Consider the following 22705-nt stretch of genomic DNA (forward strand, 5'->3'; position numbering starts at 1 on the left):
AGCGGTAGGGGTAACCCTCGCGGTTACCCGCCAAACAAACCAGGCAACACAGGTAAATAAATGAGTTATCAGCAGATTTTACAGCTGGATCCGGCCGCGCAGCAGCAAGCTTTAGCTGAGATCAACCAAAGGCTCGCCGCATTGTCGCCGGCTGAACGGGTGGCTTTTGCGCTCAACCAATTACCCGGTCAACATATGCTGAGTTCCAGTTTTGGTATTCAGGCGGCGGTGATGCTGCATCTGGTGACCCAAGCCAAAGCTGACATTCCGGTAGTGCTGACCGATACCGGTTATTTGTTTCCGGAAACTTATCGTTTTATCGATGAATTGACCGCCCGGTTACAACTCAATCTCAAGGTCTATCGTGCCGTCATTACGCCAGCCTGGCAGGAAGCGCGTTTTGGTCAGCTATGGACCACGCCGGAAGGCCTGAAGCAATACAATCAGCTGAACAAAGTCGAACCGATGCAACGCGCCTTGCAGGAGCTGCAAGTCAGCAGCTGGTTTACCGGCCTGCGTCGTAGTCAAAGCAGCAGCCGCACTGATACGCCGATTGTCGGTATTCAGCGCGGCGTACTGAAAATTAACCCAATTGTCGAATGGACCAACAAAGATATTTTTTATTATCTGCAGGAGCATGGTCTGCCCTATCACCCCTTGTGGGAGCAGGGTTATGCCTCAGTCGGTGACACGCATTCCAGTGCGCCAATGTCGCTGGGTATGAGCGAAGAAGACACCCGCTTTAATGGCATGGGCCGTGAATGTGGTCTGCATGTCGCCGGTGATGGCATCTGAAACGCAAACGCCTGCGCCGGTCTGGCCGCAGGCGAATTCATCTTTGACTTCAGTTATATCGCCTGCACAGTGCTGAGCGCCTGTGGATTAAATAGCCGTGCCGGCAGAGTTTGTGGCGTCACCATATCGTAATGCAGCACCGTCACGTCTTTACTGTGCATCCGGTCCAGTAATTCCATCGCGACGACGCGCGGGGCTTCACCGGCTTGGCTACGAACAAATCGGGCGGATTTCGCTTGTTTGCCGGATGGCAGATAAAATTCGGCCCGAAGCGGAAATTGGTCGGTGTTGCTTACCCACAGTTCAATGCGTTGGTAACTCAGGCCTTCGCGCTTGGCCTGCAAGCTGAGCTGAATACCATCACTTTGCTCGTCAGCGGCCACCAGTTGATAATCCTGTTGCCAGTTCAGTGTCGCTACATCACCGCTGGACGCTTCACCCATCAGTTTTTGCAGTGGCGTGATGCGCAGTGCGCGGCGGCTGCCAGGCAGTTGCAGCCAGAATTGCTGGTCCTGCAACAACACTTTTTGGCCTTGGCTGGTGCCGCCGGTGAAAATCACCAGCGACTTGCGATCTTCGCCGGATAACAACTGATACGGCTGCATTTTTTCGCTACGGCCGGCTTTGATAGTTTCTATCCGGCCCTGCAGTACAAAACTTTGTTGAGGTCCGCGAAACTGCTCGGCAGTTGCGAGGTACTGCTGTGCCTGCGGCAATGGCAGTGCAGTGGCATAGCTGCAAATAAGACTACTGCCGAGCAGCACGCATGTTGTGATTACGGTGGTAAAACGGCGAAATGTATTCAGTGTGGCTGTCATGGTGCGGTTCCTTATAGCGCTGATGTTCAACAGCAGATTAATCAAGTCAGACGGTTGTTGCAGGGCGTGCTGACCAACGGTTGCTGGCGCCGCCAGATGGCAGCCGGCGCGGACCAGCTGCCAAGGTGTATTGGTTAAACAAACCCCAGCGCATCGACCAGTGGCTTGCGCGCCGCGCTCAGGCTGGCTTTGAGCGCGAACAACATACAAACCACCATCAGCACCAGCGCGGCATAGAGCGTCAGTTCGCTGCTGAAACTAATCATCAGCGGGTAGCCCTGGCTGGAGCCTGGCGGCGGAGGCATCATCACTTCAAACTGGCGCAACAATTCACAGCATAACAACGTCGACAGTGTTGCAGCGATGGCGCTGAAGGCGCCCAGCAATAAGGCTTCCAGCACAAAGTTGCCGACGATTCGGTGACGTCGCTCGCCCAGTGCAGCCATAGTGCCAATCTCCCTGGTGCGCTCAGTCACTACTTGTGAAATGCCATGGCCGACGGCGAATAACACCAGCAATAACATCAGGATGCCGAGGGTGCCGAAGATGCGGTTGTACAAGTCACGCACCGCTTTAAATACAAAAGCGCGCTCCTGCCAGGGGGTCACTTTCAGCGCCGGCATGTCGGCCTGCAGCGCAGTCGCGAGCCCGGCTTGTTGTTGGTCGTCTAACAAATAGATATTCAGTTCGCTGATTTTGTCGCTTTGCAGCAATTGTTGGCCGGCTTGGATCGGCAGATATAGCTGGCGTTTATCCAAATCAGGCACGCCGCTGGAGAAGATGCCAACCACCACCACATCTAACGCATTCAGCGCGCCGGTGCTGGTGGCCGACATCAGGCTCAGTTCGCTGCCGACTTTGGCTTTTAAAATGGCGGCGAGGCCTTCACCAATCATCAGTGGAATGCTGTCGTCGGCTTTACTGAGGTAGGCCGGCGGTAATACACCGCCGGCTTTGACTTTCAGGAACGGGCCTTTTAGCTGGAATTCGCTGCCGTCGACGCCACTGCCGAGGAAAATCGTCGACTTTTCGCCGTTCGACACTAAGCCGGAAAACTGCAGCCGCGGTAACACTGCTTTGACGTCGTCACGTGCCAGCAGGCGTTTTTCCAACGCCGGGTTGCGGTCGATGCCATGTTGCAGCGGCACATCCTCGTTATCGAGGAAATAGTCCGGGTGGCTCAACGTCAGATGGCCCAAATCGCGAGCGGCTTTTTCGGCCAGGGACTGATAGGTAAACAGAGCAAAACCGGCACCCAACAACACCGCGGTCATCGCAGCACTGCACACCATGCCGGTGAACAGCGTGCGGCGGCGGTGACGCCATAAATTTAAACAGGCAGCATGTAACATGATGATTCTCCTTGTTAACTGGCGCGACGCGCTGATGGAAGCGTGTTGTTGTGGTTGTCCACCAGCACGCCGTCTTTGAGTGTCAACAACCGCGAGCAGCGCTCGTATAGCCTTGGGTCGTGACTGGCGATTAAAAAAGTGGTGTTGGCATCCCGCCCCAGTTGCTGCATCAAATCAATCACTTGTGCAGCGCTGACGCCATCAAGGTTGGCAGTTGGTTCGTCGGCGATCACTAAAGGTGGCGCTTTGACCAATGCGCGGGCAATCGCGACCCGTTGTTGCTGGCCACCGGAGAGTTGATCCGGCCTTTGGCTGGCAAATTTGCCAACACCGACCGCGTCCAGCAGCGCCATGGCCCGTGCGCGGCGCTCAGCTTTGGCGACGCCGAGCAATTGCAGCGGATATTCAACATTTTCCAGCGCCGTCAGCACTGGCAATAAGTTATAGCGCTGAAAGATAAAACCTATCGCCCGGCAGCGTAACTGACTGAGTGCGGCCACATCAGTGGGCACCGGTTGTTGATTGAGCCAAATCTGGCCCTGGCTTGGCGTGTCGAGCAGGCCGAGTAAATTCAGCAAAGTGGATTTGCCGCTGCCGGATGGGCCACACAACGCCACCATCTCGCCACAGCTAATCTCGGCACTGACATCTTTTAACGCGGTGTTTTGTGCCAAACCGCTGCCGTAGGTTTTACTCAAGTGTTCGAATTTCAACATGGCCCGCTCCTTGTTATCGCTGTATTACTGCGCGCTTTGCTGTTGCCAGGTTTTGGCCAGCGCTTCGTCACCGGCTTTGCTGGCGGCTTTGGCGCCGCAGCTATACAAAGCTTGTTTTGCGCCCTGAGGGGCGTACGCAAAGGCCGGGCCTTCAATCTGGTTTTTTAGCAGGGCATAACCTTCGTTAAAGCGATTAAACAGATCTGGCAAATTGATAAAAGTACAGCCGGCGATGGTATGGACCTGCATGGTCACAGCCGCCTGTGTGCGGTCTTGCGGGTTGAGCTGGCGCAGCGTTTTGTCTAGTTTGCTCAGGCCCTGTTCGGCCGCCTTCATTTTGTTCCATGGCAGCAGAGCATGTTTGGCGGCCGCGGTCTCTACTGCGCCTAACATGGCCTGTAACTGCAAATTGTCCGGGGCTGCAGCGCTGGCGGTGGTCAGTTTCTCAATGGCCTGTTCGTTCGCCGTGGCATCGCCCTGCACGCCCTGCTGATAAACCGATATCCAGTTATCCGCCAGGGCTGGTGTGGCCAGCATCAGCGCGGAGGTCAGTAACAGTGGGCGGAATAAAAGAGTGGTGTTCATAAGGTCTCTCCTGAGTTGGGCCGGTCGGTAGTCGCGGCCTGATGGAGAGACAATAAGGGCTTTGTTCACAAGCCGCAGCTTGAGCTGACAGACGGGCAAAAATGGCGCTGAACGGTAAAAAGCTGCGCTGAATGGCGGACAGTAAAGTGCTGATTGGCAACAAGTGGCCTGATGAATCAACTAAACCGGGTTTTGCATGATTGCTGAGACTGGTGTTCCTGCCGGATCAGAACAAAGTGGGTGTATCCGCTACCGATGTGCTGATCCAGCTTGCTGTCAGCTTAATGCTGCCGGAACAAATGCTGATAAGCCCGGCTGACAGCCAGTTCAGTCGGGTTATTTTTCAGCACCAGTGTCATATGGCCAAACTCGTCGCGTTCGACTTTCAGGATGCTTTTGACCTGGACTATGCAGCCGCGGTGGATGCGCCAGTACAGTTGCGGGTCGAGCTGTTGTTCCAGCGTGGCGATGGAGGTGCGGATCAGGTACTGCTGGCCGGCGCTGTCGACCGTGGTGTATTTATCCTCGGCGAGGAAAAAGTCGATATCGGCGATATCCAATAGATGAACGGTGTCGCGCTGACTGGCTTTAATCCAGCGCAATGGCTCGGCCGTTGGTGCCGTCGGAGCTTCGTGCATCGTAGCTGCGGGCGGCATAAGCTGACTCAATAGCTGTTGTAAGTGCAGTAAATCAGCCTGCGGTTTTTGCGCCAGGCTGAGCCGTTGTTTTAAGCGTGTGATGCACTGCTGCAGCCGCGCTTCTTCTAACGGTTTGAGCAAATAATCCACCGCTTCCAGCTCAAAAGCGCTGACCGCATGCTGGTTAAAAGCCGTGCTGAACACCACTAACGGCGGCGCAGGCAACCGGCGTAGCTCACGGAGCAACTGCAGACCATCTAAGCCTGGCATCTGAATATCAAGAAAAGCGATGTCAAAGCGCTGCTGTTGGCACAGTGCCAGCGCAGCGCTGCCGTCTTCGGCAAGAGTGGTTTGCGCTTCTGGCCAAAATTCTGTCAGCAACGCCTGCAAATGGCGACGCAACAGTGGCTCGTCATCGGCAATCAACAGGCGGGGTGCTGCGGTATTCGTAGCGGTCTTCATATCAGTATTCAAAGCGGGATCTCCAGACGAACCATGGCCTGCTGGTCGGCCAGCGTTAACGTTAAACCAGCCAAATCGCCATAGCGTTGTTGCAGCCGGGTGCGGGTATTGCTGAGGCCAATGCCGTGGTCGCGCCGGCCGTCCGGAGCTTGAACCGTGGCCACTGACGGCATGGAATTTATAAGCACACAACAAAGTTTCTGCGATTCGACAAACAGCCGTACCTGCAGCTGGCCACCACTGCGCAGTGGCTCAATGCCATGCTGCAAGGCGTTTTCTATTAAAGGTTGCAACAGTACCGGCGGCACCGGTAGTTGTAGTGGTAAGTCGTCGCTTTGTTGCCAGTCCAGTTGCAAACGTTCACCCAGGCGAATTTGCTGAATTTGCAGATAAGCGCGGCTGAAGCTGAGTTCATCGGCCAGCGGCACCAGCTGGGCGCGGGTTTGGTCGAGGCTTTGGCGCAATAAGGTGGTTAATGCGGCCAGCATCTGGCTGGCCTGCTGTGGTTCAATCCGGATCAGTGCCTGTACATTGGCCAGCGTATTAAACAAAAAATGCGGTTCGATTTGTGACTGCAGTAGTTTCAGCTGTTGTTCCAGCAGCTGTTTTTCCTGCTCTGATTGTTTCAGCGCGGTTTGCATTAACTGTTGTTGTAATTGATGTTTTTGGTCGAGCAGATAATAAAATGCCGTCATCGCGAGGCTGACCAATGCCACAATACCGAGCAAGGACAAATCAAAGCCCGGCCTGAATTCTTTGCCGGCAGCACTGAACTGCCACCAGGTCCAACCCATCGGCAAGCCAAACCACAACAATCCGGCCAATGCGAGCGCGAGAAATGTATTGAGAGTCATCGACAGCGCTGGCCTGTTGCGTTGCAGCCAGCGAATCGTTGTGCGCATTGTCAGGCCAATACCATTGGCATAGATCAATTGCAGCCACAATGGCCCCATGCCAAAGAAAGTGAACAGCAGTGCCAGCAAAGAGCAGGGCACAAACAGATTGAGCTGATCGCGCCAGAACGGTGGCGGGTCTTTGCAATCGATGGAGGGGTTGTCAGAAGGCATATTGGGCTCCGGCCACGACTTCGTGTTTTTTGCCAAGCAGACGGAAACTGCTGTCAGCAGGGCCAGCGAAGTGTTTGATCCCTAAGTTAATTTTGAACTTGTCACTGACACTATAACTGACAGCGCCAGAAATTAACAATCCTGTTACCGCGGGTTGATACAGCAGCGTCAGAGAGGGGTGCCAGTCTCCTTCAGCGCGCAGATGCAGCAGCCATTGCTGGCGGGTCAGCTGGCGGCCGCTGAACAGTTGCAGACTGCTTTGCCGCTCCAGGGCCTGCAACGGCAAACCTTGCAGCCGCTGTTGCAGCGCCTGCCAATGCACGTCGGCGCTGGCCTGCCCGTCATAGCTGTATTCCAGCAGCAAATTCCAGCCGGCAGTATGGGTGTAATTCAGGCCGGTACTGAGTTGCCAGGCGCCTTGTCGCTGCACGGCATCCGCCAGGGGGCGATCGACGGTAATGCTCGCCGGCAGCCCGGGTGTGGGCCAGTGGATCCACTGATTGGTCCAATAATGCTGTTGCCACAGCAGGCTGCCCTGGAGTGCGAGGCTATCATTCAACACCCAGACCTGACTGGCACCCAGCCGCCAGCCGATGTCTGCGTCATAATGCGCCAGCGCCTGCCACTCCAAATCACCAGACTGTTGAAAATAGCGCGCGCCACAGCCGGTGCTGGCTGGCAAAGGCCGACCATAACGACGAAATCCCAGCTCAGTCTGATTGCACAATAAAGTCCAGGCGTTGTCACTACCAAACCAGTCGGCAGACGCTTGCCAGACGCCGGGCGCAACGACGGTATAGAGCGCAAGCGTGTCGGTTGGCGAAAATAAATCGAGCGGACGCAGGCCATAATTGACATCAAAATCGCGTTTGCGCTTACCGGCACTGAAACTCCAGTTGCCGGCATCGATGCTCCAGTAGGCTTCTGAAAATTCCAGTTTTTGCTCTGATGTGGCATGTGCGGGATATTGCTGATCTGTGCGCCACAAGGTGCTGGCGAGCTGAATTTGCTGGTTCGCGCCAGGCTGGTGTTGCCATTGTAAATCCAGGGTCTGGAGTAACAACTGCTGGCGCTGTGGCCCACGCAGCACACTATCGCCCTTAGCGTTACTGCCAAGCACGCGGTATTGCACATCTGGTTGTGCTGCTTCGCTTGCCAGGCCACAGCATAGCAAGATCATTATGAGTGGAAAGCGCAGAGACATTGAACAACCCCTTTTCTATCAGCTTCGTCCGGGCACACCGGCAATGCTGTCAGGATAAAAGGAGTGAGTTGTTACTGCCCGGTGCGCTGACCAAAGGTCAAAAACGCCGACCAGCTGTTGATATGGCCGGTTACATAGTGCGCAGTACCGCCAGTTTATGTTGCAGCAAAGAGCGTTTTTCCGGCTCGTAACTGTATTCCAGCGCTTCTTCGAGCAGTTGTCGCGCAGCCTGATATTGATGATTCTTCAGATAATGTCGCACCAGCGCCTGATTGGCTTGTAACAGGTACGGTACTTTTTTCTGCAGTCGCTGATAGAAACTGATGGCCAGCGCTTCCCGTCCGGCCTGCTCTGCCTGCACCGCCTGAATATAGAGCTCAAAGGGGTCATCACTGTCGGCCATCGCCAGCTGTTGTTCTAATTGCTGTGCTAACGGCTGGTCACCAAGCTGGGTCGCTAACACCTGATAGTTATGCAATAACGCCAGGTGTTGCGGTGCGACTGCCAGGCCATATTGATACCACTGTTGTGCCAACTCAGGCTGCTGCTGGCGTCGCAACAACACCGCCATCAGATTAATTGCCGGGACAAACTGGTCGTCTTGCTGCAGGCTGGTTTGTACCAGGGCATAGGCCTGGTCCAGCTCACCGCGTAACAAGGCTTCGGCAGCTAAATTGTTGTAGACGGTGGCTCTGAAGCGGGCTTCGCTGAGAAAATCCCCCTGATAACTGAGTGGACCCCGGAAATAATCGATATAAAGCTGGCGGAAGTTTATCGAATCGGCGCTGACTGCAGAGCTGAGATAACTGCGCACATGTGTGGCCTGTAAAAGCAGATCGCCGCGGACGTCAATCACCGGCTCGCGGTAAGTCGCGCGAAAGCGCACGTCGATGCCGGCGACATCAGCCAGTGCTTTGGTCAGCAACGCCAGGCTAACACAGTTGGCAGAACCACTGCGCATCACTTCATGCGCCGGACTGGTGCTGCCACTGAACTGAAATACCGCTAAAACATTTTGCATGTAGCTGAACAGGCGGTATTCAGGTGTCTCATTGGCATAGCGTGGGTGCTGAAAATAGCTAAGAAAATCTTGTTTTTGCTCCGGAGTCAGGGCGAGTAAGTCCTGCATCTGCGGCACTGGTGCGGCCGCAGCAAAAATCTGTGCTGGTACCTGCGGTGCAGCAAGCCGCACTGAGGCCTGTTGAGTGGACGTCATTTCCTGAGGGAGCTGCGCGACGTGCTGCGCACAACCAGTCAAACTCAGCATCAGATATAAAGCGATCCGGTGCATGTTCAGGCTCCTGAATTATTTTTCATATTGTTAACACATGAACTACAGCAAATTCCAGCGGAAAATGGCTGGTGTCTACCGCATTCGTCGCATAGTTTCTGACCGTCGCTGCTGGTCAGCCTTGCTCCAGCCGCCCGGACACGGCAGAATCAGGCAGCAACTCAAGCGGAAATCCCTATAATGACAACAAAAACAACAGTAACAGGCGCTGAAATTCCGAAAAAAGGTTTTTTTGCCCATTTTGGTTTAGTGCCACAAATTTTATTGGGCATGATTTTAGGCGTGGCGCTGGCGAGCTGGTCGACCGAGGCCGGGCAATCGGTCGCCATGCTGGGCGCTTTGTTTGTCAAAGCGTTAAAAGCGGTCGCGCCTATTCTGGTGTTTGTGCTGGTGGCATCCGCCATCGCCAACCGCAAAATCGGTGGTCAGGCGAAAATGAAACCGGTGCTGGTGTTGTATTTAGTGGGCACCTTTTTGGCGGCGTTGACTGCCGTAGGCGCCAGTTTTCTATTTCCGAGCAGTTTAGTCCTCAGCGACGCCCAACAAGCCGTCACTGCGCCGGAAGGCATTGGGCAGGTGCTCAAGGGCATTCTGTTTCAGGCGGTCGATAATCCGGTCAATGCTTTGCTGACCGGCAACTTTATCGGCGTGTTAACCTGGTCGATTGGCTTTGGTCTGGGTTTGCATCATGCCAACAGCACGACGAAAAAAGTCTTCAGTGATATTTCGCATGGCGTGTCGCACTTAGTGACCTTAATCATCCGTTTAGCGCCTATCGGTATTTTTGGTCTGGTGGCAGAAACAGTAGCCACCACCGGTTTTGCCGGCCTCGCCAGTTATGGCCATTTATTGGCGGTACTGGTTGGTTCAATGGCGGTGATTGCCTTTGTGGTGAATCCACTGCTGGTGTTTATCACCACCCGACGTAATCCGTACCCACTGGTGCTAACTTGTCTGCGTGAAAGCGGTATCCCGGCCTTTTTCACCAGAAGTTCTGCCGCTAATATCCCGGTCAATATGATGCTCTGTGAGAAACTGAAGCTGGATGAAGATACCTATTCAGTGTCGATTCCACTCGGTGCCACTATCAATATGGCCGGTGCTGCTATCACGATCACAGTGCTGACATTGGCGGCCGTGCATACGCTCGGCATTCCGGTTGATTTTGCCACCGCAATGTTATTAAGCGTGGTTGCGGCAGTCTGTGCCTGCGGCGCTTCCGGTGTCGCCGGTGGCTCTTTACTGCTGATCCCGCTCGCCTGTGGCTTGTTTGGTATTCCGGCAGAAGTGGCGATGCAGGTGGTGGCGGTTGGTTTTATCATCGGCGTGGTGCAGGATTCCTGTGAAACTGCACTGAACAGTTCGACTGATGTGGTCTTTACCGCCGCAGTTAGTCAGCGCGCGGGTCACTGATCTTGATACCAGGGCCGGCACTTAACAGCGCCGGCCCTGTTTTATTACTTGTCTACGCATCTGCTTAAAGTCCGAAAACCAAGCCGCTAATTCCTTTTAGTTATATCTGAGCCGATTTGCTTCTTGGATTCAGGACGTTTAGACGTCTAATATCGCAGCCATATTGAATCATCACACCGCGTTTTGGCAAAAATGCAGTATGGTGGGTCGACGATCTGAGCCTGATCAAGGCAGGAGCCCGTGGGGATATTAACGTGCAGTATTTACCGATTTTCACTGATTTAACCGGCAAAGCCGTGTTGCTGGTCGGCGGTGGCCATGTCGCGCTGCGTAAAGCGCGGGCGCTGCTGGATGCCGGTGCGGTGCTGAGCGTCGTATCACATCAGTTTGAAACGGATTTCCACGGTTGGGCCAGCCAAGGCAGAGCCAGGCTGCTGCCAGGCGATTTTCAGCCGGCACAGATCAGCGGCCATTGGTTAGTCATTGCTGCCACTGACGACGACGCGGTCAATGCGGCGGTGCATCAGGCTGCCACGGCGCGGCAGGTCTGGGTGAATACCGTCGACGACCAGGACAAGTGCGAGTTTATTTTCCCATCCATTATTAACCGTGCGCCTATTCAAATCGCCATCTCTAGTGGTGGTGCGGCGCCGGTACTAGTGCGCCGTTTGCGTGAACAGTTAGAAACCTTATTGCCACAGCATCTCGGGCCTTTGGCGACGCTGGTTGGCAAATTCCGCAAGCAGGTGCAGCAGAAGCTGGACAACTTCGCTGCCCGTCGCCAGTTTTACGAACAGGTGTTCAGCTCAAAAGTGGTGAGCCTGCTGCAAAGCGGTCAGCCGCAGGCCGCAGAAGACACCCTGGAACAAATGCTGGACGGCCATCAGCCGCTGCGCGGTGAAGTTTTTGTCGTCGGTGCAGGTCCCGGCGACCCGGAGTTATTGACGCTAAAAGCGCTGCAGCTGATGCAGCAGGCTGATGTGGTGGTGTACGACTATTTAGTGTCAGAACCTATTATGGCGCTGGTACGCCGCGACGCGGAACTCATCTGTGTGGGCAAAAAAGCCGGCGCGCATTCCGTCGCACAGGAAGAGACCAACGCTTTGCTGGTAAAACTGGCGCTGGAAGGTAAAAAAGTCTGCCGGTTAAAAGGTGGTGACCCCTTTATTTTTGGCCGCGGCGCGGAAGAGATTGAAGTCTTGTTGCCGCATCAAATCCCATTTCAGGTGGTGCCGGGCATCACAGCGGCTGCGGGTTGTGCCGCTTATGCCGGCATTCCGCTAACGCACCGCGACTATGCCCAGGCCGTGCAATTTGTCACCGGTCATTGCCAGAAAGACGGTAAAGAGCCGGACTGGCACAGCCTGAGCCGGCCAAACCAAACCTTAGTGATTTATATGGGCCTGATGAAATCGGCGCATATTCAGGCGCAGCTGTTGGCCGCAGGCCGAGCGGCAGACACGCCGGTGGCGATTCTGGAGAACGGCACCCGGCCCGAGCAACGTGTTTTCACCGGCACGCTTGGCCAACTGGCGGAACTCATTGAAACCCATCAGGTGCAATCGCCGGCCTTGCTGGTGATTGGCGAAGTGGTGGCGCTGCAAGCCAAATTAGCCTGGTATGGCGCACAGGAGCCGCGGGCGCAGTTGACGCCGCTACACGGATAACAATTTAAACAGATTGAATTTAATAAGTTTTATAGCAAGGTAACTGATATGCCGACCTTAACGCACTTACAACAGCTCGAAGCGGAAAGTATTCAGATCTTCCGTGAAGTAGCGGCCGAATTTGATAATCCGGTGATGCTGTATTCGATTGGCAAAGACTCGTCGGTGCTGCTGCATCTGGCGCGCAAAGCCTTTTACCCGGGCAAGATCCCATTCCCGCTGCTGCATGTCGACACCGACTGGAAATTCCGCGAGATGATTGAATTTCGCGACAAAGTGGCGAGGGAATACGGCTTTGACCTGCTGGTGCACAAGAACCCGGAAGGCTTGGCGATGGGCATGAATCCGTTCACCTTTGGCAGCGCCAAACATACCGACGTGATGAAAACCGAAGGGCTGAAACAGGCGCTGAACAAATATGGTTTTGACGCCGCTTTTGGTGGTGCCCGTCGTGATGAAGAAAAATCCCGCGCCAAAGAGCGGATTTATTCGTTCCGCGACCAATATCACCGCTGGGACCCGAAAAACCAGCGCCCAGAGCTGTGGCATACCTACAACGGTCAGGTCAACAAAGGCGAAAGTATCCGCGTATTCCCGCTGTCGAACTGGACTGAGCTGGATATTTGGCAATATATCTATCAGGAAAACATCGACATAGTGCCACTGTATTTTGCCGCCTACCGCCCGGTGGTGGAGCGCAACGGCACGCTGATCATGGTCGATGATGACCGGATGCCACTTAATCCGGGCGAACAGCCGGAGCAAAAACTGGTGCGCTTCCGTACGCTGGGTTGTTATCCGCTGACCGGCGCTATCGAGTCCGACGCCGACAGCCTGACCGGCATTATCGAAGAGATGTTGTTATCGCGCTCCAGCGAACGCCAGGGCCGCGTCATTGACCACGATTCCAGTGGTTCGATGGAAAAGAAAAAACGTGAGGGGTATTTCTGATGTCAGTCGCAATTGAACTGGAACAACTGGGGATTGAAGAGTACCTCAGACAACAACAGCACAAATCGCTGCTGAAATTCCTGACCTGTGGTTCGGTCGACGACGGCAAAAGTACGCTGATCGGCCGTTTGCTGCACGATAGCCAGCAGATTTATGAAGATCAGCTGGCGGCACTGCACAAAGACAGCAAAACCCACGGCACCACGGGCGAAGCGGTCGATTTGGCGTTGCTGGTCGATGGCTTACAGGCAGAGCGCGAGCAAGGCATCACTATCGACGTAGCCTACCGCTATTTCTCCACGTCCAAACGCAAATTTATCATCGCCGACACACCGGGCCATGAGCAGTACACCCGCAATATGGCGACCGGCGCTTCAAACTGTGACCTGGCGATTATTCTGGTCGACGCGCGCTACGGCGTGCAGGTGCAGACGCGCCGCCACAGCTTCATCTGTGCGCTTTTGGGCATCAAGCAGTTTGTTGTTGCCATTAACAAGATGGATTTGGTGGGCTTCTCAGAAGCGCGTTATGACGAAATCCGCCGCGACTATTTAGCTTTTGCTGAGCAGCTGCAGGTGCCGGATATTCAGTTTGTGCCGTTGTCGGCGTTAAACGGCGACAACGTGGTGAACCCTTCGGCACAGGCGCCCTGGTATCAGGGCCCGACTTTGCTGGCGCTGTTGGAAGATGCGCCGGTCACTGGTTTTAATCACGCCTTTGAAGCGCGTTTGCCGGTGCAGTATGTGAACCGGCCGAATCTGGACTTCCGCGGTTTTGCCGGTACTGTGGCGTCAGGCAGCTTTAAAGTTGGCGACGCCGTCGTCGCGCTGCCGTCTGGCAAAAGCTCAGTGGTGAAATCTATCGTGACTTTTGACGGCGATTTGCCCGAAGCTTTCGCCGGTCAGGCCGTGACGTTAACACTGGCCGATGAAATTGATATCAGCCGTGGTGACGTGATAGCCAAAGCACAGCATCATGCCAGCGTGTCGAACCGTATTCTGGCCAAAGTGGTGTGGATGCATGAAGAGCCGCTGGTGATCGGTAAACAATACAACATCAAACTCGGCACGAAAAAAGTACCGGGCACGGTGACCGCTATTGCGCACAGCATTGATGTCAATACACTGGAAGAGCATGCGGCGACTGAACTTGCGCTCAACAGTATCGCGCTGGTGGAGCTGGAGCTGACTGAAGCTGTGGTGTTTGACCCGTACAGCAAAAACCGCGACACCGGTGGCTTTATTTTTATCGACCGCTTAAGCAATATCACCGTCGGTGCCGGTATGGTCGACAGCGCGCTGGCGTCCAGCAGCAACAAAACTGAGTTCAGTGCTTTTGAGCTGGAATTTAACGCCTTAGTGCGTAAACATTTCCCGCACTGGCAGGCGCTGGATATCAGTAAGTTGTGATGTTGCAGATCCGTCAAAGAGCCTGACCAAATGATGTTGAAGGGCTCGAAGGAGCGAGTGGCAGCCAGCGCATAAGCAGACCCTCTGCGGCAGGGAAGCCGCAGAGGAGCCTACAGGGATGTATTCACGGCGTGTCTGCGTTGCGCTGACTGCCACCGCGATCGCCTGAAGTGATAAAGAGCAGTCTTGTCTGACAAAAGTCCGGTAGCATTAATGACGCAAAACATAAATTCCCAAACCAACAACATCGTCTGGCAACAACATGCGGTTAGCCGCACCGACCGCGAGGCGCAGAAACAGCAGCAAGCGGTGGTGCTGTGGTTTACCGGTTTAAGCGGTGCCGGTAAATCGACCGTCGCCGGCGCGCTGGAACAGGCGTTGCTGCAGCGTGGCGCCCACACTTATCTGCTCGATGGCGACAACGTGCGCCATGGTTTATGCGCCGGTTTAGGCTTCAGCGAAGCCGACCGCAATGAAAACCTGCGCCGCGTCGGCGCCGTGGCTGGTCTGATGCTGGATGCCGGTTTGATTGTATTAAGCGCTTTTGTGTCGCCGCTGCGTAGCCAGCGCGATGCCATTCGCGCCAGTCTGCCGGAAGGGCGTTTTATTGAAGTCCATGTCGCAACCTCACTCGATGTTTGTGAGCAGCGCGATGTCAAAGGCTTGTACCAAAAAGCCCGGCGGGGCGAGATCGCTAATTTCACGGGGATTTCAGACCCTTACGAAGCACCGCTTCAACCAGAAATCAGCCTGGATACCGGAATGTTGTCACTCGATGACAGCGTGCAGCAGCTGCTGCAATTGCTGGAACAACGTGGCATTATCCGGCCACAAGCCTGACAGAGATCTTTGTAAATGCTAACCACGCCCGCTGAACTCAGCCAATGGCTGCCGCACATCCGCCGTATCAGTGTCGCTGCCGGCGATGCTATTCTGACGATCTACAACCAGCCACAAGCCATTGATGTGCAACATAAAGCCGACGACAGCCCGCTGACCGCTGCGGATTTGGCTGCACATCAGCTGATTATGCGCGAACTGCAATTACTGACGCCGGACATCCCGGTGCTATCCGAAGAAGCCGCTGATATTCCCTGGAGTGAGCGCCAGCACTGGCAACGCTTCTGGCTGGTTGATCCGCTGGATGGCACCAAAGAATTTATCAAACGCAACGGCGAATTCACCGTTAATATCGCGTTGATTGATGCTGGTGAGCCGGTGCTTGGCGTGATCCATGCGCCGGTGCTGGGCAAAACCTACAGCGGTGCAGAAGGGCTCGGTGCTTTTGTCGCCGACAGCGCCGGTGAACGCCCTATTCAGGCCGTGGCGCCTAAAGCCGGTGAAACAGTACGGCTGGTCGGCAGTAAAAGCCATTATCAGCCAGAAGTGGAGCCATACCTGGCGCAGTTCCCACAGCATGAACTGGTCGCGGTCGGCAGTTCGTTAAAGTTCTGTCTGGTGGCGGAAGGCGCGGCGCATATCTACCCGCGTTTTGGCCCGACTATGTTATGGGACACCGGCGCCGGCCACATCATCGCTATCGCCGCGGGTGCCAGCGTCGTGTATGACGGCATTGAAGGCCCGGCCTATCAGCGCGAAAATCTGCGCAACGGCAATTTTGTCGTGAGGGCGTAATCCGCTGCGGCTGGTGTTGTTGCCCGCTCAGTGCGGCAGCCAAGCCAGCCGCACTGCTATCCTACAGCTGCGGTATAGTGACTTTGCGAATGCATTTTTTGTGGAGTCATGACACGCGCTGCCACTTGGTATTCACGATTTTCCAAGCCACCCCGACGTTTTTTTGCAATTTCCTGAAAGAAAGTAGCGGTTCTGCCACTCTGTATAAAATTCAATCAGACTACCGCAGCTGCAGGAAGGTGTGTTTTGGCTCGTTCAGGTTCAGTGAAAAGTCGTATTTTTATCGGTTATGCCGCCATTTTTTTCGTCACCCTGGTCGCTGCAGTATTGCTGATCCAAAGTAATCGCCAGCTGATGCACGAAGTGAGCGGTTTTGTTGACCGTTCCGTGCCCGCCCTGCAAGCAGTGTCGGCCTTACAAAATGCCTCGCGGCAGCAAGTGCTGACCGGCTATGAGTTGTATGGCACTGTGATCAAAAGTGCCGAGTTCAGCGAGCAACAGCAGAAAACAGCTCAAAGCTTGCAGCCGCATCTGAGCGTTTTAAATGAAATCGGCGGGCATGCACTTCAGCAACAGCAACAAAAACTGCAACAGGCCTTGCAGCAATTGTTGCAGGTGATGCAGGCCGAACAAGTCGATTGGGACCAGGCCCGTGTCCGGCTCAGCGATATCAATCAGACCGCCACTGCGTTAAACCGGCAGCTTGAAACCCTCGCCAGCAAAATCACCCGGGATGCACAGACCCGCACCGACAATGTCAGCGGCGCATTATCGCAAAACAGCAGCACCGTGGTGGTGCTGTTGCTGCTCATTGGGGGCGTGGCCGTCGGTTTTTTCCTGCTGGCACAAAAACAAATTGCCAATCCGATCATCCGTTTATCCGACGATTTACAGCAAGTCGCCGATAGCCGAGATTTAACCAGGAGCCTGGGCACCGACACAGTTGCGGAAGTGAATAGTGTTGCCGCCAGTATCAATCAGTTGCTCCGCGTCTTTAAAAGCGGCATCGCTGATATTTACCAGGCCATCTCCGGTATCAATCAGGCGGTCACCGCGCTGGCCGGCAGTTCGGCGCAGTCTTCCAGCGCAGTGCTGCAGTTGGAACAAACTTTGTCGGTGTTAGTCCAGAGCATGGCGCTGCTGGAACAACAGATGGAAGATAGTGTCAGCCGGTCGGTGCATGCTGCACGCTCCGCACATGAAGGGGCGGCGGCGATGTCACAAAGCCAGCGTGAAGTCCGGCAGACGGCGGATAGTATCAGTCAGTTATCCGGTGATATCGAAACCACCGGGCAGATGTTGTTAACGCTGCAAGTGACCGGGACCGAAGTGTCCGGAGTCGTCAAAACCATCGCAGATATCGCTTCTCAGACCAACCTGCTGGCGCTGAACGCTGCCATTGAAGCCGCCCGCGCCGGTGAATCCGGTCGGGGTTTTGCCGTGGTTGCAGATGAAGTCCGCACACTGGCGGTACGTACCCAACAATCGACCGCTGAAATCAACAATATGCTGGCCAAAATAGTCGATTCGATCCAGGCTGCGGTGACCAATATGCAATCGAACCGCGAAACCGCGCAACGTTCGGTGGAACTGGCCGGGCAGTTGGTGCAGACGCTGGAAGAGGGCCGACAGGTGATCCTGACGCTGGCGGGAGTGAGTCAGGAAGCGGCTGATTTAGCCAACCAGTCTCAGCAGAAAGCCAGTGCGCTCAAGCATGACATTGCGGCCTTTGAACAAAATGGCCAGTCGGTGAGTGCGGCAAATCAGGCCGTTGCATCGACCAGTCAGGCGCTAACCGGGCTGGCCGGACAACTGAGTAAAACGGCGGCCTTATTTAAACTGTGATCCGGTCGTCCGGATAAAAGATCAAGGTGCAGTGAAAGCATTCGGTCACTGCGCCGGTCCGTTGCCCGTCGTCATTTGAATCAGGTTGCCCGCTATGCTGCCCATCGTGTTACTCCTTCTTGCCGTTTCTGCTGCGTTGATCGCTGTGTCTGTGCAGGCGGGTCAATATGGCTCCTTCAGCGCCATCGTCGCGTTTTATACTCCGGTATCGCCCGGCTTGCTGGCGCAGGTGGCGCAACCGCAAATTTGGGGGTTGTCGGCGCTGGTCGTCCTCGCATTACTGAGCCTGCGTTGGCGGCTGGCTCAGCAACTGCTGGCGCTGAGTCTTATCCTGTTCAGTGCGCTGCCGCTCATCAGTTTATTTGGTGCGCAGCATTATATCGCTGCCCTCGGCGGCTTCCCGATGCTGGGTTCCGGCCAGGGCGTGATTAAATATCTGGCGCTGCTCGCTTTGGGGATCACGCTATGGCGCTGGCCGGTTGCCACTGCCACCGAGCGCTTCTGGCTGAATTTTTTCCCGGTTGGGCTGGTCTTGTTGTGGATTGGCGGGATGAAATTTTTTCCGTTTGAAGCCAAGGGTATTGTCGATTTAGTCAGTAGTTCGCCGTTGTTAAGCTGGTTGTATCTGGTCGCGGATGAGCAAATGGCTTCAAATCTGATTGGGTTGTTTGATTGGCTGGCGTTGCTGCTGTTGGCGGCCAGTTATCGCTGGCCGCGGTTATTTATTCCGGGGTTTCTGATGTGTGCTTCGGTGTTTTTGACCACGCAGACGTTTTTAATCAGCTTTCCGGCATCTTGGTCATCTCCGGGTGTACTCAGCAGCAGCGGTGTCTTTATCATCAAAGATCTGTGGTTTATCGCCAATATGCTGCTGCTGGCACAGGCATGGTGGCAACGCTCTGGCTCGCGGCTGGCTTAGCAGCGCAGCTGCAGAGCCGGCACCGGCAGACGGTTCAGCAGGAAAATAGCATCAGACGATGAAGTGTCATGACTGCGACCAAAGCAGGGGTAAAAAATCAGCAAATAACACTGTTTTTCTTTACAGCAGAAGACGATAATAGCAGGTACACCCGGCCACATTTTTGATGTATCGCCTGAGGGTGTGTTGCGACCCCTGAGGATCGGAATGAGACTGTTACGTCACCTGCATAAAGCGCCTGTGCGTGTGCTCCGGTTACAACGTCGCAAAAGTATGATGCGGATCCGCTTTGGCATGATCCGGCTGCAATGTGCGTTGTCGCAGGAAAAAGCTGAAACTAAGCAGATGCTGCGTATTTATCAGCAATATGTGACTGGCCAGGTCAGCAAGGCTGAGCTGCAGCAAGCCAATTCCCAACTGGCTGACGTATTGCGTGCCACAGGTCTTGGTGTATTCGCCATTTTGCCGTTTGCCCCTATCACTATTCCGCTGATTGTCAAATTAGGGCGGAAACTGGGCATTGAGGTGATGCCAAGCGCTTTTGCGCCAAAAGACAAATACCTGCATCCGGGTAAATCGAGCAAAGCGCTGTCAGGTTCTGCCGCAGCAAAGCCGGTGAAAAAGACCGACAGTTAAGCTGTTTGGTGTATGACCAGCGCAGAAATAACAAAGCCAGCATTTGCTGGCTTTGTGTCAGTAAGGGCTATAGCGCCCGACCTCAGCCTTTAATCGTCATGTAAGCCACAATCGCAATCAGCAACGGTGCTACCACCGCTGCCAGCAGGCGGTAACCTGACAGCACGTGTTTGTGCATTTCGTCTTGCAGAATCGGCTTGATTTTGTGCCAGATGGCCCAGCCAACAAAGACCGCAGCAAACATACCGCCTAATGGCATCAGCAGGTTAGAGGCAACGAAATCCATCAGATCAAACGGCGTTTTGCCAAAGACTTTCATGCTTTCTGCCATGCTGCCAAACGACAAAGCGGCCGGAACACCCAGGATCACATAGTTGGATATCGCGACAATCAGTGTGGCAGTGCGACGTGCCAGCGCATATTCATCAATCAGGAAGGCGACGGCCGGTTCCAGAATTGAAATCGATGAAGTCACAGCGGCAAACAGCAATAACGAGAAAAACACCAGCGCCAGTAACTGGCCACCAGCCATCTGCGCAAACAGCGCCGGCATCGTAATAAAGGTCAGGCCAGGGCCTGCAGCCGGGTCAACGTGGAAAGCGAATACCGCCGGCAGAATCATCAGGCCAGCCAGTACAGACGCCATAGTGGCGAGGCCGGCAATCCACAAACCGGCGTTCACAATTTTGGTTTCTTCGCTTAAATAAGAGCCGTAAGCGATCATCAGACCGGCACCTACCGACAGCGAGAACACGGCAAGACCCAGCGCGTCCAGCACCATCTTAATCGACAATTTGCTCCAGTCCGGCGTAATAAAGTACATCACACCTTCCATCGCACCCGGTAACGTCAGGCTGCGATACACCAGGAATAACATCAGGGCGAATAAGACCGGCATCAACACCTTACAGATACGTTCGATACCGGACTGCACACCGGCTACGACTATCAGCGCTGTGATCCCCATAAAACCAGCGGTGTAAATCAGCGCGGCCGTCGGGTCGGCAATAAAGTTGGTAAAGGTATCGCTGAGGACTTTAGCGTCTGTGGTCAGAATATCGCCTTTGACTGCCTCGACAATGTAGGCAATGGTCCAGCCACCGACCACACAATAAAATCCGAGGATTAAGTAGACACATAGCACCGAGATCCAGCCGGCCCAGTGCCACTTGCCTTGTCCCAGTACCCGGTATGCCGAAGTGGCTGATTTTTTTGCACTGCGGCCAATCATCATCTCGGCCAGCATCATCACGACACCTACAGAGAACACACAAGCCAGGTACACCAGCAAAAATACGCCGCCGCCATTGGCGCCTGCGACGTAAGGGAATTTCCAGATTGCGCCGAGGCCAACGGCGGAGCCTGCGGCGGCGAGGATAAAGCCGATGCGTGAGCCCCAGTTGCCCCGGGAAGTTAATTGATCAGTCATGATGTTCTCGTCGGTGAATCATTCGTTTTAATAATTATGTGGGTTGGCGGGCAACCTCGGTCCTGCTGTTGCACAGAAGACAAACAGTGGCAGCAGCAATGTAGAGGAAAGCCGCAGGTAAATGCAACCAAAAAACGCTGAGCTATCCACCGTTGCGGTTAGCAACAGGTTAGCAAAGCCCGGTTGACGGCAACATTGGTGCAGCATGCGTCCGGACAGGTTTCAACCCGCAACCAGGGCGCTGGCTTCGAACAAAAATGTAACATTTTCCGGGTTGGCGTAACGCAGTGATGACGGCTAAGGTTAGATCCTATGACGACGCGGAGTTCTGCGGTATGCGGTTTGGCTTTTTGCTGGTTTTCTTTCTTTGGTTACAAAGCGCTACAGCAAGCACTGTGGTGACTTTGTATGCCTACCATCAGGCACCGCCCTTTGTCATTAACGCCGATACCGAGACGGGCTTAAATTACGATTTGCTGCGGGCTCTGCAGCAGGAAATGGGCGACCAGGTACAGTTGCGGTTACAGCTGTTAAGCCGTCCCGAATTGAATCAGCGGCTGGCGGCACAGTTGCCGACTATCGCGCTCTGGACCAATCCGGCCTGGTTTGCCGCGCAGGAGCCGCCTTATCTCTGGTCCGGTACTTTGTTTTCAGACCGGGAGGTGTTTGTCTCCCCAGCGCAACATAGCCAGAAAATTCATCAGCTTAGTGAGTTAACCGGTAGCCGCATCGGCGCTATCCGCGGTTACAGCTATCCGGGTCTCAATGAATTAATTGCCGAGGGCAAAGTCCAGCGGATCGATGCAGATTCCGACAAAGAAAATCTGGCGTTGTTGCTCGAGAAACAGCTGGAGCATGTAGTGATCACCCGCTCCAGCTTTTTGTACTATGGCCGCCAGACACAATATCTTGGCAAGCTGAAAATCACCGGCCAGCCGTACCCGGCTTATCGCCGGCAAATCCTGTTTACTCACCATTATCAGCAGCTGTATCCACGCTTTGAACAGGCGCTGCAACAACTCAGTCAGCAAAAATACTGGCTGGACCGTTTGGCCTTGTACGGCTTAAAACCGCTTTGAGTGCCTGGCTTGCAGCAGCTGCAGTGGCTCAGTAGACTGGCGCCCTGTTTCAAACGGATGGCTTTTTATGCGTTTAGATAAATTTGTCTGTGATTGCACCGGGTTGACCCGCAGTCAGGCCGGTAAGCTGATCCGGCAAGGCGAAATTCAGCTCAATGGTTTGTTATGTAAACAACCAGCCCAGCAAATCAAAGAAAGCGATGTAGTGCTGCTGGACGACGAACCGCTGCGGCTGACCGGTCCGCGTTACATCCTGCTACATAAACCTGCCGGCTACGTCTGCTCTACTGATGACCCGGACCACAATACGGTGTTTGTGCTCTTGGATGAACCCAATATCGACAAGCTGCATACCGTAGGGCGGCTGGATCTGGATACTACCGGCTTGCTGCTCATCACCGACGATGGCCAGTGGTCACATAAAATCAGCAGTCCGAAACATGAATGTGCCAAAACCTACCGGGCTTGGCTGGCTGATCCGGTCGAAGACAGCGCCATCGCCCAGTTTGCCGAAGGCGTGATGCTGCGCGGCGAAAAGACACCGACCAAACCAGCGCAGCTGGAAATAATCAACCCGACCGAATGCCTGCTGACTATTCACGAAGGCCGTTATCATCAGGTCAAACGCATGTTCGCCGCTATCGGCAACAAAGTCGTACAGCTGCACCGCGAACGGGTCGGCCCGCTGACGCTGGATACCAGCCTGGCTGAAGGTGAATATCGACAGCTCACACCGGAAGAAGTCTCTTTATTTAATTGATAAAAATGAAGTATTTAACCCTGACTAAGCGTCA

21 protein-coding genes are annotated in these 22705 nt (G+C 54.6%); 12 read left to right on the forward strand and 9 right to left on the reverse strand.

What is annotated here, in order from left to right; all coding sequences use genetic code 11:
- The first annotated feature begins 60 nt into the window (after positions 1-60).
- Positions 61-795: a phosphoadenylyl-sulfate reductase gene (locus tag Q399_RS0105315; protein WP_031566350.1), complete on the forward strand. Its 735-nt coding sequence runs from the start codon at positions 61-63 to the stop codon at positions 793-795.
- A gap of 53 nt (positions 796-848) precedes the next feature.
- Here Q399_RS0105315 and Q399_RS0105320 read toward each other — a convergent pair whose 3' ends face one another.
- The 8 genes from Q399_RS0105320 to Q399_RS0105360 form a co-directional block, all read right to left on the reverse strand.
- On the reverse strand, positions 849-1613 hold the full coding sequence (locus tag Q399_RS0105320; RefSeq protein WP_051685761.1) for an outer membrane lipoprotein-sorting protein: 765 nt from the start codon (positions 1611-1613) through the stop codon (positions 849-851).
- Between the two features lie 134 nt (positions 1614-1747).
- On the reverse strand, positions 1748-2965 hold the full coding sequence (locus tag Q399_RS0105330) for an ABC transporter permease (RefSeq protein ID WP_031566355.1): 1218 nt from the start codon (positions 2963-2965) through the stop codon (positions 1748-1750).
- A 14-nt stretch (positions 2966-2979) separates the two neighbouring features.
- Positions 2980-3681, reverse strand: a complete 702-nt coding sequence (locus Q399_RS0105335; RefSeq protein WP_031566357.1) for an ABC transporter ATP-binding protein — start codon at positions 3679-3681, stop codon at positions 2980-2982.
- Between the two features lie 24 nt (positions 3682-3705).
- Positions 3706-4266, reverse strand: coding sequence for a hypothetical protein (locus tag Q399_RS0105340; protein WP_031566360.1), 561 nt, complete (start codon positions 4264-4266; stop codon positions 3706-3708).
- Between the two features lie 281 nt (positions 4267-4547).
- Positions 4548-5378: a LytR/AlgR family response regulator transcription factor gene (locus tag Q399_RS0105345; protein WP_051685762.1), complete on the reverse strand. Its 831-nt coding sequence runs from the start codon at positions 5376-5378 to the stop codon at positions 4548-4550.
- Complete coding sequence (locus tag Q399_RS21415; RefSeq protein ID WP_051685763.1) at positions 5375-6433, reverse strand: sensor histidine kinase; 1059 nt, start codon at positions 6431-6433, stop codon at positions 5375-5377. The genes Q399_RS0105345 and Q399_RS21415 overlap by 4 nt, the downstream gene beginning before the upstream one ends.
- Positions 6423-7637, reverse strand: coding sequence for a hypothetical protein (locus tag Q399_RS0105355; protein ID WP_157836233.1), 1215 nt, complete (start codon positions 7635-7637; stop codon positions 6423-6425). Before Q399_RS0105355 ends, Q399_RS21415 begins: the two co-directional genes overlap by 11 nt.
- A gap of 130 nt (positions 7638-7767) precedes the next feature.
- Positions 7768-8928 (reverse strand): tetratricopeptide repeat protein, encoded by a 1161-nt coding sequence (locus Q399_RS0105360; RefSeq protein WP_031566368.1) that lies wholly within the window; start codon positions 8926-8928, stop codon positions 7768-7770.
- A 180-nt stretch (positions 8929-9108) separates the two neighbouring features.
- Between Q399_RS0105360 and sstT the strand changes: the two genes are divergently transcribed.
- The 9 genes from sstT to Q399_RS0105410 all read left to right on the forward strand — a co-directional run bounded on the left by sstT (position 9109) and on the right by Q399_RS0105410 (position 19403).
- Positions 9109-10341, forward strand: coding sequence for a serine/threonine transporter SstT (gene sstT, locus Q399_RS0105365; RefSeq protein WP_084164098.1), 1233 nt, complete (start codon positions 9109-9111; stop codon positions 10339-10341).
- 254 nt (positions 10342-10595) lie between these two features.
- The gene (gene cysG, locus Q399_RS0105370; protein WP_037045559.1) at positions 10596-12008 is read left to right on the forward strand and encodes a siroheme synthase CysG; all 1413 of its coding nucleotides are present in this window, start codon (positions 10596-10598) and stop codon (positions 12006-12008) included.
- 48 nt (positions 12009-12056) lie between these two features.
- The gene (cysD, locus tag Q399_RS0105375) at positions 12057-12959 is read left to right on the forward strand and encodes a sulfate adenylyltransferase subunit CysD (RefSeq protein ID WP_031566375.1); all 903 of its coding nucleotides are present in this window, start codon (positions 12057-12059) and stop codon (positions 12957-12959) included.
- Positions 12959-14368 (forward strand): sulfate adenylyltransferase subunit CysN, encoded by a 1410-nt coding sequence (gene cysN, locus Q399_RS0105380; RefSeq protein ID WP_031566378.1) that lies wholly within the window; start codon positions 12959-12961, stop codon positions 14366-14368. The genes cysD and cysN overlap by 1 nt, the downstream gene beginning before the upstream one ends.
- Positions 14369-14581: 213 nt before the next feature.
- Positions 14582-15208, forward strand: a complete 627-nt coding sequence (gene cysC / locus Q399_RS0105385; protein ID WP_031566380.1) for an adenylyl-sulfate kinase — start codon at positions 14582-14584, stop codon at positions 15206-15208.
- A 15-nt stretch (positions 15209-15223) separates the two neighbouring features.
- Positions 15224-16003, forward strand: coding sequence for a 3'(2'),5'-bisphosphate nucleotidase CysQ (cysQ, locus tag Q399_RS0105390; protein WP_031566382.1), 780 nt, complete (start codon positions 15224-15226; stop codon positions 16001-16003).
- A gap of 246 nt (positions 16004-16249) precedes the next feature.
- Positions 16250-17848, forward strand: coding sequence for a methyl-accepting chemotaxis protein (locus Q399_RS0105395; RefSeq protein ID WP_031566385.1), 1599 nt, complete (start codon positions 16250-16252; stop codon positions 17846-17848).
- A 94-nt stretch (positions 17849-17942) separates the two neighbouring features.
- Positions 17943-18767, forward strand: a complete 825-nt coding sequence (locus Q399_RS0105400) for a DUF417 family protein (protein WP_051685765.1) — start codon at positions 17943-17945, stop codon at positions 18765-18767.
- Positions 18768-18974: 207 nt separating this feature from the next.
- On the forward strand, positions 18975-19403 hold the full coding sequence (locus tag Q399_RS0105410) for a hypothetical protein (protein ID WP_051685766.1): 429 nt from the start codon (positions 18975-18977) through the stop codon (positions 19401-19403).
- A gap of 82 nt (positions 19404-19485) precedes the next feature.
- Here the strand turns inward: Q399_RS0105410 and Q399_RS0105415 are convergent, their stop codons facing one another.
- A complete protein-coding gene (locus Q399_RS0105415) occupies positions 19486-20832 on the reverse strand; it encodes a sodium-dependent transporter (RefSeq protein WP_031566393.1) in 1347 nt (448 codons plus the stop codon).
- 290 nt (positions 20833-21122) lie between these two features.
- Here Q399_RS0105415 and Q399_RS0105420 point away from each other — a divergent pair, with 290 nt between their 5' ends.
- Positions 21123-21911 (forward strand): substrate-binding periplasmic protein, encoded by a 789-nt coding sequence (locus Q399_RS0105420; protein ID WP_084164100.1) that lies wholly within the window; start codon positions 21123-21125, stop codon positions 21909-21911.
- 67 nt (positions 21912-21978) lie between these two features.
- A complete protein-coding gene (gene rsuA, locus Q399_RS0105425; RefSeq protein ID WP_031566398.1) occupies positions 21979-22671 on the forward strand; it encodes a 16S rRNA pseudouridine(516) synthase RsuA in 693 nt (230 codons plus the stop codon).
- Positions 22672-22705 lie beyond the last annotated feature (34 nt).

The organism is Rheinheimera texasensis DSM 17496, from assembly GCF_000711985.1.
GTDB lineage: Bacteria > Pseudomonadota > Gammaproteobacteria > Enterobacterales > Alteromonadaceae > Pararheinheimera > Pararheinheimera texasensis.